A 12,527-nucleotide genomic window follows, 5' to 3' on the forward strand; every position below is an offset into this window, starting at 1 on the left:
CGGGCGGTCAGGCACCATACGGCTTCGCGCTGGCCGGCGGCAGCCTGCCGGCGGGCCTGACGCTCGGGCCGGACGGCGCGCTCGCCGGCACGCCGGTGCGGGCGGAAGCGGTGTCGGGTCTGACGGCTGTGGCGCGCGACCGGGCGGGCCGCACGTCGAGCTCGGCCGCCTTCGCGATCGACGTGCGCGACCCGGTCGTCGTGTCGGGCAGCCCGGCGGGAACGGCGGAGGTGGGCCGGGCCTACGCGGCGGGCTTCGCGGCGCAGGGCGGGCGCGGTCCGTTCGTCTGGAGCCTTGCGGCGGGCAGCCTGCCGGCCGGCCTGCGGCTCGACACGGCGACCGGCGCGATCAGCGGGACGCCGACCACGGTGCAGACCGCCTCCGGTCTGCAGCTGCGGGCGGTCGACCAGGACGGGCGCACCGGCCTGTCGGATCGCTTCGCGATCCGCGTCGGGACGGCGTTCGCTCTGTCGCTCGCCTCCGTGCTTCCGGGCAGCCTCGGTACGGCCTTCAGCGGCCAAGCCACCGCTTCCGGGGGGCAGGGTCCCTACCTCTACGCGATCACGGCCGGCACCCTGCCGGCCGGGTTGAGCTTCGACGGAACGACCGGCCGCTTCGCCGGCACCCCGTCCGCGCTCTCGCGCACGACCCTGACGGTCCGGGCGAGCGACGCGGACGGCCGCACGGCGCAGGCCTCGACCACCATCTCCATCACCGATCCGCTCGTCCTGGTGCTGCGCGCCTCGACGGCGGCGGCCACCGTCGGGCAGTCCTTCAGCCGGAGCTACGCGGCCGCGGGCGGGCAGGCGCCCTACAGCTACACCCTCGCGTCGGGCACGCTGCCGCCGGGCCTGAGCCTCGCGGCGGGCACCGGGACGATCTCCGGCACGCCCACCACGGTCGGCACCTACGCCAGCCTCGTGCTGCGCGTCGTGGACGCGGACGGGCGCAGCCAGACCACCGAGCCGTTCGCCATCGACGTGCGGCCGGCGCTCGTGCTCGCGGGCGGCACGGGAAGCGGCGCGCCAATCCCGTACGGGACGGTGGGCGTGGCCTACGCCTCGGGCGTCTCGGCCAGCGGCGGCCGCGGCCCCTACACCTACCAGCTGAGTGCGGGCACCCTTCCGGCGGGTCTCGTCCTGGACGGCGCGAGCGGGGCCATCACCGGAACCCCCACCAAGCTCGAGACGGCAGCCGGCCTGCGGATCACCGCCACGGACGCCGACGGGCGGAGCGCGCCCGGTCCGATCTTCCAGATCGACGTGCGCGATCCGGTGCGGGTCTCCGGCTCCCCGTCGGCGACCGGTACGGTCGGCACCATCTACGGGCCGGTGCAGTTCGCCGCCACCGGCGGCCGCGGGCCCTTCGTATACCGCCTAGCCTCCGGAACGCTCCCCTCGGGGCTGACGCTGAGCGGGACGGGCCTGCTCTCCGGCACCCCCGGAACGTTGGGCTCGGCCACCGGGCTGCAGATCCAGGCGACGGACGCCGACGGCCGGATCGGCTACTCGGCGAGCTTCACGATCGCCGTCGCCGACACGCTTCGGGCGGTGGCGACGCTGCCCAGTCCGGTGGAGGTGGGGAGCGCCTACACGGGCCGCGTCGCTCCGAGCGGGGGCCGGGCACCCTATGTCTTCGCCTTCTCGGGCTCCGCGCTGCCACCGGGACTGGTCTTGGACGCGGACTCGGGCGTCGTCTCGGGAACGGCCATCAGCGCCGGGACCTTCTCGGGCATTGTGCTGAGGGCCGCCGACGCGGACGGACGCACCGCCTTCACGACGTCGGCCACCATCCAGGTGCGGGATCGGTTCGAGCTGTCCTACGCGCCGCAGACGGCGGCGACCGGGACCGCCTACACGATCTTGCCGAACATCACCGGTGGCCGGGCCGGGTTTGTCTACACCCTTGCGGGCGGGACCCTTCCGGCCGGCCTGAGGCTGGACGGCGCGTCCGGAGCGATCACCGGGACCCCGACGTCATCGGGAACGACCTCGGGCCTGAGCGTCAGGGTCGTCGACGCCGACGGCCGGAGCGCGACCTCGGCGGCCTTCGCGATCACGGTCATGCAGCCGCTGACGCTCACGCTGGCGGCGCGGCACGACGTCCCGACGGGCTCGCCCTTCAGCATCGATCCGAAGGCCAACGGCGGACGTCAGCCCTACGCGTGGTCCATGATCCCGGGCGTGACGGGCACCAGCTTCGACGCGGCCACAGGCCGACTGACGGGGACCCTGACCGCCTCCGGCACGACGCGCGTCACCATCGCGGTGACCGACGCCGACGGCCGGACAGTCAGCGGCGCGACGGACATCGTCGCGGCCGGGGCCATGACGGTGCGCGTGCCCAATACGGGGATGATCAGAAACACGGCGTATACCGGCATCTTCACCGTGGACGGCGGCGTGGGCCCCTACACCTTCACACGGACGGGCACGCTCCCGCCCGGCATCTCGATGTTCGTGCCGGACGGTTCGTTCCACGGCACACCCACGGTGTCGGGAGAGTATCCGATCACCTTCAAGGCCACGGACAAGAACGGCCGCAGCACGACTGTCCAAGTCACCTTCGTCGTGGGAGAGCCGGCGACATTCCAGCTGATCCCGGGCTTCCGCCCATATGCATGGATCGGACGCTACTACGAAGCGCGTGGACTGCGCATCACCAACGGAACAGGCCCCTATGCCCTAATGGGTTCCCCCGCCCTTCCACCGGGATATCCCGTGGCGCCGCGCTGTCTCAGACACAAGACGCGGTCCGCTCATGCTCTCCAGCACAATCCGGCGCTTCTCCTCGTCCGTCCAACGACGGCGGCGTCCGGTCTCAACGATCTCAAGCCGCCCAAAGGCACTGTGCGTATGGCTGTCCATACCGACAGTGCTCAACGATTTGCCTCAACTCCCGCAAGGCGGCCTTCGCCGGATGCGTACTCATCCTGTCTCGAGGGAGCTGGATGACCTTTATCGAGAGACCGATCTCCGCGTTTTTCGTCCTAGCTTCGGCGGTCATTCTCGCGACCGCGCTGGTCCCCTGGATCAACGCACGGCGGAAAGAGATTGCTGTCGAAGGCTGATGGGGAGATGCCAAGAAGGGGCTTGTTGGCCCTCCGGCAAGTCCCGAAAAAGCCCGCCGCTGATGCACGGCGGGCGTCAAGGTAGTGCAGCCCAAGGAAGCAGACGCCAACGGAGGCCTGTTTCCAGCTCCACGCCTTATAATATCACAGATGCAAGTGAGTTATCAGCCCGTCTACCGGAGTGGCCAGGATCTGCGCGATCTCCGGCCGCAGGAAGCGCAGAGCTGTGACGTTCGGGACAGGCGAACCACTGTCCCTTTCCTTGAGGAAGGGGAAGGCTCGTTGGGACCACGCCAGGACAGCATAAGGCCTGTCCCCACCGCCCAAGACCTCAACCCTGCCAAGATGGCCTCGCTGCGGTCTGCCGATGGCAACTCTTCCTCGATAAATCGGTCGACCGCGGCAAGAAGGTCCGGCGGAAGATCAATCGTAACCGGTGTGATGGGCAAAGCTTCCGTCATCGTGCCAGCGGTTGCTACAATTCACGCGAATGGCACGGATTTATCCGCCTAGTTCGACTGGGCTGCAAGACGGGGGGTTAACGCATGGGAGCCGTCCCGGTGTGCCCACGAGGTAACCGAACGCGACGGCGGCGAAGAGGAGGCTGAGGCTGGCGTCGAAGGTCATGGCGTCCTCAGACCCTGGCCGCGAGCGTGACCGACGCAGCCGCCAGCCCGAAGGCGCAGAGGCCGCCGACGAGAAAAAGACAATCGACCCACATGCGAGGCCCTCCGGTTGATCAGGCGCGGAGGCTAGGCTCGGGCGGCATAAAGGGACGATGCGAAAGCGGGCGGGACGCGTAACGGCGGCGTAAAGGCGCTTCAGCGCCGCGCCCGCGCCTCCAGGGCCACAGCGCCGGCGACATAGACGGCGCTCAGCACCAGGAGCGTGAGCACCTGGGGCCGCACATCGGATAGCGTCGCGCCCAATTGGCCGAGGGCGACGAAACCGTCGATGGCGGCGGTGCTCGGCACCGGACTGGCCAGCCAGCGGATGGCCTGCGGCATGGCCTCGACGGGCCAGGAAAAGCCGGAGAGGAAGAAGAACGGCATTCCGAGGGCGGCCATCACCAGCTGCACGGCCAGTTGCGTGCGGAACAGCGTCGCCACGATCAGGCCGAGCGCCCCGGTGGCGAGCACGAAGGGCAACGCGAAAAGCAGCATGGGCAGAACGCCGCCGAGGCGGGGAATGCCGTAGAGATAGGGCAGCACCACCAGGTAGAGCGGCAGGATCACCGCCTCCAGCGCCAGGTAGGCGAGGAGCTTGCCGGCGACGGTGGCGAAGGGGCTGGCGGCCGGCGGTCCTTCAGGCTCGCCCGTTTTTGCCCCCGGCAGGGTGCCGAGCAGGCCGACGCCGATCAGCAGGGTCTGCTGGAGGATCAGCACGAAGGCGGCCGGCAGGACATAGGTGGCATAGCCTTCCTGCGGGTTGAACAGGGGAATGGTGGTCAGCGGCATGGGGTTGGCTGCCGCGACGGCCAGCGGCGCATCGACGCCGAGGCCGATCAGGCGGCGCACCTCTACCTCCGCCCCCAGGGTGCGGGCGATGGCCGACACACCGAGTGCGGCGCGCTGGTAGACGAGGAAATAGCTGCCATCCGCATAGAGCGCCACGGGGGAGGGATTGCCGCGCAGCAATTCGCGCTCGAACCCTTCCGGCACCACCAGGATGCCCGACACTTCCCGCGCCAGCACCGCGCGCTGGGCCGCCGGGAAATCCGGCAGGACGGAGGCCACCGCCACGTCCGGCGAGGCATCCAGGCGGCGCACCAGGTCGCGGCTCGTCGTCGTCTGGTCCTGGTCCACGACCGCGACCGGCGTCAGGCGAAGCGCCTCGGCAAGATAGGGCTGGGGATAGAGCAGCGCATAGAGGCCCAGCGCCACGATCATCACGGAGAAGACCGGGCGCAGGCTGAAGATGCGGCCAAGCTCGTGGCGGAAGACCCCGATCATGCCGCCGCCTCCGCCGTCCGGAGCGCCGGCCCTTCGGCGCGGCGGCGCAGCATTTCCAGCCGCAGCAGAACCAATAGGGCTGGCACCAGCACGAAGAAGCCGAGGATGATCAGCGGCTTGGTCGAAAGGTCCAGGGGCGTGCCGCGGATGGTCTGGTCAATGCGCAGCGTCAGGAACCAGGTGCCGGGCAGGAAGGCGCCCCACCATTGGGCGAAGAGGTTCATGCCGAAGCGCGGAAAGCCGATGCCCATGAAGCCCAAGGCAGGGGCGGTGATCAAGGTGGCCATGCTCACCGCGCTCGCCATGGGTTTCAGGACCAGGGCCAGGAGCCCGCCGATGAACTGGCACGCCAGGATGAACAGGACCGCGCCGGCCACCAGCAGCGTTCTACTACCTTCAAGCGGCAGGCCCAAAACCCCGAACAGAACCGCATCGGCCAGGCCGAGAACGACCAGAAACAGGATCGTATAGGGCAGGAGCTTGCCGGCCACCGCCGGCAGGAGGCCGTCGCCGAGACGGCGGAGCACCCGCAGCCGGTGCGGCGTCTCCACGTCCAGCCCCACCGAATAGGCGGCGCTGGTCGTCACCACGATCTGCAGCACGGTGGGCAGGAGCGCGGCCAGGAGGAAGAACGTATAGTCCAGTGTCGGATTGAACAGGGCGCCGAGCTGCACCGGCACCGGCTGAAGCGAGGCCCGCGCCTCGCCCGCCGGCACGCCGCGGGCGGTGCGCAGCGAGAGGCGGATGCCCGACGACACGGTGGGCAGGGCGGCATTGATGCCGCGCAGAACGATATTGCCCGCGGTCATGGTCTGGGCGTTGTAGAAGAAGACCACTTCGGGCTGGCGTCCGCCCTGGACATCGCGCTCCAGGTTGTTCTGGAGGTAGAGCAGGCCGTGGATGCGGCCGGAAAGCAGCAGGCGGCGGCCTTCGGCCAGGTCCGACACGGCGGTGGCGACCGATACGTCGGGAGTGGCGTCCACGGCGCGGACGATGCTGCGCGACAGGTCGGAACGGTCCAGGTCGATGACGCCGATGGGCAGGCGCGTGGCAAGCCCCGCGCTGAACAACAGGGCCAGCACCGCCATCACCGCCAGCGGGATGAAGGTGGTCATGGCCAGGAGCAGGGGCCGGCGGCGCAGCCAGCCAACCTCGCGCCAGAACACCAGGGAAAAGCCGAAGGTCAGGTCGCCCCTTCGCCGCATGTCAGCGGCCCCGGTTCGACCATTGCGCGATGACGCTCATGCCGGGCCTCAGGCCTTCCACCGGCGCGACCGGCTCGGCGCGCACCTCGAAGGTGCGCAGGTCGAAGCCGCCGGTGGCCCGCGTCGCCCGCCAGGTGGCAAATTGGCCCTGGACGTTGATGACGGTGACGCGCACCTCGATGCCCTCCTTGCCGAGCGCGGGAATATCGACCTTGAAGGTCTCGCCCACTTTCAGGCCGTGCAGCAGGTCCTCGCGCAGGTTGAAGGTGAACCAGGGCCGCGACAGGTCGATGAGCGACAGAAGCGGCGCGCCGGCGCCGTAATTGCCGCCCACCTCGGCGACGCGGGTGGTCACTTGGCCCGCAATGGGGGAGCGGACGGTGAGTTCCTGGATATCGGTCTCGCGCTGGGCGAGGCCCGCCTCGGCCTGCTTGACCTGGGCGGCGGCCAGCGCCCGCTCCTCGGGGCTGGCGCCCTCGGTGGCGAGGCGGAGCGCGGCGGTGGCGGCTTCGCGCTTGCGCAGGGCCGCTTCCAGATTGCGCGTCGCCTCGTCGACGCGGGACTGGGGCGTGGCGCCGGTGCGGATGAGCTGGGTCTGGCGGTCGTAGGCGTCCTGGTAAAGCTTCACGTCGGCCTCGGCGGCGGCCAGCTCCGCCCGGCGGGCGTCGATGGTCTCCGGCCGGGTGCTGCCGATGCGGGCGAGATCGGCCCGCGCGACGCCCACCGAGGCGGCAGACGCGAGCCGCGCCGCCTCAAGCTGCGGGCTTTCCAGCTCGACGACAACGTCGCCGGCCTTCACGTCGCGGCCGACATCGGTGTTCAGCTTGAGCACGCGGCCGGCGACGCGGGCGCTGATATCGACGCGATTGGCCGAAACCTCGCCCTGAAGCACCAGCGGCGGCGGCCGGGTGGCGAACCACAACAGCGCCCCGAGCGCCGCCACGACGAGAGCGACCAGTACCCAACCGACAGCGCGCATGAACCGGCAACTCCGCCATGACCGACCAGCGGGATGTTCACCAATCCACGGCTGTTTTCAATAGGTAGTCCGGAGGAGGCGGCGCGCCACTTTGGCCTTGAGCACCACAACCCGTGCAGCGCCGCCCCTACGTCAGGCCCCAGCGGCCCCGGCGCCCTGGGCGCGCAGAAGCCGGTCGCGGCAGACCGCCAGAATCTCGTCGGCCAGAGGAGAATCGTCCGGGCAGGCGCGCGACATGACGATGGCGCCGACCGCCTGGGCGATCAAATGGCGCGAAGCGCTCGAGCGCGCCGATTACAACCGGTTTTACCCGGATGTGCATTTTCAGGACGCGGCAGACCACGCCTGCTTGCCGTCTTCGGTGATCTTGTATTGAAGTCCATTTCCGCGCGGCTCATCGGCAGGAACGGCGCCGTGCCGAAGCGCCTGGCCCAGTACGGCCGGTAGCTGGTCAGCGGCTTGGCAGCGCGCGGGAAGAAGGAGACATCGACGGGGGCATTCATGGGGCTCTGGCGGCTTTGGCGGGGCGTGGGCACCCTCCAGTGTACGACGTGGGCCCCAATCGGGCCGTTGTGTGGGTTTGTGCCCACAGGGCGGGCGCGCTACGCCCGGCCTCCAAACGGCGGGAGGTGCCCACGATCAAGGGGCCGAGAGGGTGCCGGCAGCATGGCGCGAGGGGGCGAGCGGCTTTGCTCACTCGCCGGAAACCAGATGGAATTCCTTCAGCAATTCGCCGATCTGCGTGCCCTCGATCCGGCGCAGCAGCAGCTTCTGGATGAAGGCCGGGCCGGGCAGGTCCAGTTCCTTGCCTTCGCGCAGGCGGCCGGTGGCGGCCAGCAGCTTGCGGATGTCGTAGGTCGAGTTGTACACCTCCGGCACGGCGCGCTCGATGTCCAGCAGGGTATAGACCGCCTCCATCGGCGTGCGCACCGAGTATTCGGTGGTGAAGATGCAGTCGCGCTGCCTGGATTCGGCGAACTGGCCGATGAAGGCGAAGTTGACGGCGCCCTCCGGCACCACGTCGGGCCGGTCGCCCGCCTGGCGCGGCATGAAGAAGGAGGTCACGTAGGGCATCATCACCGGCACGGTCTTCGCCCCGGTCGCGGCGAGTTCGGGAATGTCCTCTACCGGAACGCCCATGTGGTAGAGCCATTCCTGCGTGATTTCCTCGCCGGTGCAGTCCTGCATCGGCTTTTTCACATAGTCGCCCGGCACGTCGACGAACAGCGAATAGACCCAGGCAACGATCTGGTCTTCCGGCTGTTTCTTGAAATGCGGCTGGCGGTTGACGGTCCAGCTCAGCAGCCAGCTCGAATCTTTCGCGGTGACGATGCCGCCGGTGACCACCCTGCCGCTGAACGGATCGCGCCTGGCGATCTTGCGGATGTATTCAGGGATGCGCGCGTCGAGCGTGGTGACCGTCGCCGACTCCCACTTCGTTTCGGGGATGTGCGCGCCGAAGACGTCGGGCCGCCCGAAAGCCGGATCCTTCGCCGCGATGCGGCGCCACAGATCCCAGGCCGGGGCGGGGCCTTCGTCCAGCCGCGCAGGCGTGTGATGGTCGCCGCTGTCCGAGTTCTCGGTCAGCGAGCCGATGGTCATGAACACCAGATCGTCGGGGCCGAGATCCACGCCGCCCGCGCTGCCGTTCTCCAGCCAGTGGATGCGGGTCGCCTGTTTGCGGCCCGGCTGGATGTCGAAATCGACATCCGTCACCTCGATCCCGTAGCGGAAGTTGACGCCGTGGTCCTGCAGCCATTTCACCAGCGGCAGGACCAGCGATTCATACTGGTTGTACTTGGTGAATTTCAGCGCCGAGAAATCCGGCAGCCCGCCGATATGGTGGATGAAGCGGTGCAGGTAGAGCTTCATCTCCAGCGCTGAATGCCACTCCTCGAAGGCGAACATCGTCCGCCAGTAGAGCCAGAAGTTGCTGTCGAGGAATTCCTTGCCGAAGACCTCGTCGATGCGCTTGTTCTCCATCTCCTCCCGGGTGGCGAAGAAGACCTTGATGCATACATTCCCCAAGTCGCATGCCGTCTGACGTGAGTTTCGCCTGAATCCGACCGCAGGACAATCATTTTCCGTCCCGAGCGGCGTCGTCGGGCGCGCAAGGCGCTGAGACAGGGCAGATCGGCCCGCGAAGCCGCCGTGTTGTGCCCTGGTGGCGGTGTTTTTCAGCGCAGCGGACAGACCCATCCTGCCGTTTTCGTTCAGTTTGGGCGTGGATGGCGGTCATGCGCATAGCGGAGGCGCTCGCAATCGGCGGATGGCGGCGAGGATGGCGCGGACCATCGGACCGGTGACGGCCACCTCGGCCAGCTGGAAGGTGATGGCGCGGGCATGGCGGACGACACGTGCCCCGATCTTGATCAGCTTCAGTTGCAGGCTGGTCAACGACCAGTCGGCCATCGTCTCGGGCAACTCGATGCAGCGCAAGAAGATGGCCAGGTTGTAGGCCAGCGCATGCAGTTGCAGTCGCACCTCATTGTCGCGGAACTTCCGGCATGACAGCCGCGTCCAGTGGAAGGCATATTTACCTTCCTTGATGTGCTGCTCGGCGGTGCCGCGCTGGTTATAGAACCGCACCACCCAGTCGGGCTCCATCGGCAGGTTGGTGACGATGAAGCCGACACGCGGGAACAGTTCGCCCGGATGCCATTCGATCTTGGCGATCACCCGGCGTTCCTTGTCCCAGGATGCCGCCTGATACTCGAAGTCTTCGTAGAAGCGCTTGACCTTGGTCAGCGAAGGTCGCCCGACAGGGCGCGTCAGCCGATGCGCGATCTTCTCGCGCAGGACGTTGTTCGCAGGCAGCCGGATGGCGTAGAAGAATCGGGCTTCTTCCAGCCGCTCATAGATCGCGGGGATCGCGTAGGCGGCGTCAGCCCGGAAGAACCGGCCGCAAAGGTCGCGCTCCGCGTAGCGGGCGATGACGGGGTCGAGAACGTCCCGCCAGCCATCGGCGCTGTGGACGTTGCCATGGCGCAAGGCGCAGCGCTCCAGCATGCCGAACTGGTTGAACAAAAAGTTCGGGTGATAGCAGGTGCAGTCGAAATGCCCGTTCCAGGCCGCGCCCTCCTGATCGCCATGGGTGGGGCTGACCGAACTGTCCATGTCCAGAACGATGTACTTCAGCCCGTTACGGTCATGGAACCGGTCGATCCATTGGCCATTCAGGTCGGCCAGCGCGGCACGGTTCTCGGGCTGTGCCAGTGTCTCGGTCTCGAACCGTCCCATCTGCGAGGCCGAGGCCGCTTGCGCATCGACAGCCCTTCCACCCACGACCTGGCGCATCACCGGATCGAGGGCCAGGCGGTCGGCGTCGTTCACATCCTCGTATCCGGCCAGTCGCCCGAACACCGATTGCCGGAACAACCCGTCAAGCCGGTGGACCGTGTTCTTGCCGCGCCGGGTGTCGCGCAATGCTTTTGCCGCCAGATCGGACAGCCCGAGCGCGTCATCCAGCTCGCGCATCACCAGCAGGCCGCCGTCGGAACTGAGCTGCGCACCTCGGAACTCCACATGCACCCGGCGGTCGAACTCGACCCGATCTGCCCGCTTCGAACCCGCACCCTCTGGGTGATCCATCAAACGCGCCCCTCACGGCCATCAACACCATGATTTATATCGGAAATATTGAGATCCTGTCAGCAAAATCAGCGATTTACTTGGGGAATGTGGGTTCCAGCCGGCCTTACGGCGACGACCAGCGGAGATCGGGTGGTGATCTCAGGTACTCCCGCAGGCCCTCCCAGCAAGCAGATGCTCACTTTCGTCGTCAAGGACGGTTCTGGTAAGTATTGGGGGTTCACAGTATACGAATTTCGGGTATTCGAACAGCTAGATGAGGTGTGGTACGGTAGCAATGCTTTCAATCCAAACTCTTATGGCAGCCTTAATATACCTAGATTTTCTGATCCGGTGATGGCCATGTCGAAAGACGGCAAAACCATTGCTTATTCCGCCAAATCACCTGGTGGGAACAATCAAGTTAAAATCGAGATAGACACCGGAATTTACCGGTTTGATACGTCGTTCGCGGTGCGCAATGACAACTACGCCAACTATGGGATTCAGCCCTATCAGACCTTGAGCGCACCCGCCGGATCAGTCGGCTTCGGCACCAGCCTGAGCATGTCGAGAGGCGGCGAATGGCTCGCTATTGCAGCTGCCAACACAAGCGCGTCATATCAGGAAGGCAAGTCCGGCGGCAAAGTGTACATGTACAGGCGAGGCTCGTCCGGCTATGAACTCTATTCTGAGTCTGAATTTTTGGATCTTCCGGGGCAAAGATTCATAGGTATTAGCGACGACGGGCAGGTTATTGCTCACGACGTCAGGATGAGTGTCAATGGAGTTTTGGACACCTTGACGGCTATCCGACGCTGGAACGGAGTTTCTTGGGTGACAGAGGCAACACTTCGGGAGTTTGGGGGTGGTTCGCTTCGAATTAGCAGCGATGGTGAGACGATTGCCTTCGGCGGCGATACGGTCCGGGTCTACAAGCGGACCGGAACGGCTTGGTCCAAGATCTTTACTTCCCCGATCATAAGAAAAGCCGATGGCAGCAAATTCGGCGGCCCAATCATCATGAACAAGGCAGGAACGCTTATCTATCTGAGTGGACTCGCTTTGGTTACGGGCACGCAGTTCCAGCAAACGATACATGCGTACGAATGGAAGGAAGACGGTTTCGTCCCGGCAGGGACGACTGTCATCTGGTTGGACAAATCATCAGGGCAGAGCTCACTGGGTCTTTATATGTCAGGTAATGACGATCTTTCTGAGATTGCCATAACTTATGACGGAGGATATGATCCAGTTGTTATATATTGGGATAGGGTCAACGACTATACAAAATCTGTTGCTCGCATCGGCCACTCGTCTGGGACAATTGGGAGGGAGATATTTATGAGTGGAGACGGCACCATGATGCTGTCTAGGTGGAGCGGAGATGTTTGGAAGAGATCGAAGTTCTGAATCTGACTAAAGATCTCAAAGCGGCGTCAACCAAAGTTACGGTCGATGCCGCTTTGTTCAAGCCACGCTGTGCCTGGACGATCGCCTACGCCTACGACGCCCTCGGGCGGATGCGTTCGCGCACCGTGTCGGGATCAGGGGCGGAAACGGTCGCCTACGATACCCTTGGCCGCGCCTGATCGGCCCCCACACGGTGGTCCAGGTTCAAAGTTAGTGCAGGGTTGGCCTGAGGGTCCCCCGGATTTTGGTCCGGCCGGAAGGTGAGCTTCCGGATCTCATTCGGCGGCCTGCAGGGCCGCCGCTAGGGCGAATTCCTGGGGTGTTCGCCACCCCAGGGC

Annotated in this window: 8 protein-coding genes and 2 pseudogenes; 4 read left to right on the forward strand and 6 right to left on the reverse strand. The window is 66.2% G+C overall.

The features are described from left to right. Positions 1-56 precede the first annotated feature (56 nt). Positions 57-2,513: pseudogene (locus tag MFF56_RS31225) on the forward strand (putative Ig domain-containing protein); the annotation flags it as partial. 195 nt (positions 2,514-2,708) lie between these two features. On the opposite strand, the pseudogene MFF56_RS31230 reads toward MFF56_RS31225, so the two are convergent. The 4 genes and pseudogenes from MFF56_RS31230 to MFF56_RS31245 form a co-directional block, all read right to left on the reverse strand. Next, a pseudogene (locus MFF56_RS31230) lies at positions 2,709-2,867 on the reverse strand (transposase); the annotation flags it as partial. Between the two features lie 1,024 nt (positions 2,868-3,891). Further along, positions 3,892-5,022, reverse strand: coding sequence for an ABC transporter permease (locus MFF56_RS31235; protein ID WP_238232138.1), 1,131 nt, complete (start codon positions 5,020-5,022; stop codon positions 3,892-3,894). After that, positions 5,019-6,227 carry an ABC transporter permease gene (locus tag MFF56_RS31240; protein WP_238232139.1) on the reverse strand — a complete coding sequence of 403 codons (1,209 nt, stop codon included), beginning with the start codon at positions 6,225-6,227 and terminating at the stop codon, positions 5,019-5,021. The genes MFF56_RS31235 and MFF56_RS31240 overlap by 4 nt, the downstream gene beginning before the upstream one ends. Position 6,228: 1 nt before the next feature. Beyond that, positions 6,229-7,206, reverse strand: coding sequence for an HlyD family secretion protein (locus MFF56_RS31245; RefSeq protein ID WP_373324245.1), 978 nt, complete (start codon positions 7,204-7,206; stop codon positions 6,229-6,231). A 241-nt stretch (positions 7,207-7,447) separates the two neighbouring features. On the opposite strand from MFF56_RS31245, the gene MFF56_RS32200 reads away from it, so the two are divergent. Then, positions 7,448-7,582: a hypothetical protein gene (locus MFF56_RS32200; RefSeq protein WP_283207453.1), complete on the forward strand. Its 135-nt coding sequence runs from the start codon at positions 7,448-7,450 to the stop codon at positions 7,580-7,582. Between the two features lie 317 nt (positions 7,583-7,899). On the opposite strand, the gene MFF56_RS31250 is transcribed toward MFF56_RS32200, so the two are convergent. Further along, a complete protein-coding gene (locus tag MFF56_RS31250; RefSeq protein ID WP_238232142.1) occupies positions 7,900-9,405 on the reverse strand; it encodes an oleate hydratase in 1,506 nt (501 codons plus the stop codon). Between the two features lie 36 nt (positions 9,406-9,441). Then, positions 9,442-10,797 carry an IS1380-like element ISKpn23 family transposase gene (locus tag MFF56_RS31255; protein WP_003168745.1) on the reverse strand — a complete coding sequence of 452 codons (1,356 nt, stop codon included), beginning with the start codon at positions 10,795-10,797 and terminating at the stop codon, positions 9,442-9,444. 135 nt (positions 10,798-10,932) lie between these two features. On the opposite strand from MFF56_RS31255, the gene MFF56_RS31260 reads away from it, so the two are divergent. Together MFF56_RS31260 and MFF56_RS31265 are read left to right on the forward strand one after the other, a co-directional pair. Beyond that, a complete protein-coding gene (locus MFF56_RS31260; protein WP_238232144.1) occupies positions 10,933-12,189 on the forward strand; it encodes a WD40 repeat domain-containing protein in 1,257 nt (418 codons plus the stop codon). Continuing rightward, complete coding sequence (locus MFF56_RS31265; protein WP_238232145.1) at positions 12,168-12,368, forward strand: hypothetical protein; 201 nt, start codon at positions 12,168-12,170, stop codon at positions 12,366-12,368. Before MFF56_RS31260 ends, MFF56_RS31265 begins: the two co-directional genes overlap by 22 nt. Positions 12,369-12,527 lie beyond the last annotated feature (159 nt).

This window comes from Methylobacterium hispanicum (genome assembly GCF_022179285.1).
GTDB classification, from domain to species: Bacteria; Pseudomonadota; Alphaproteobacteria; order Rhizobiales; family Beijerinckiaceae; genus Methylobacterium; species Methylobacterium hispanicum.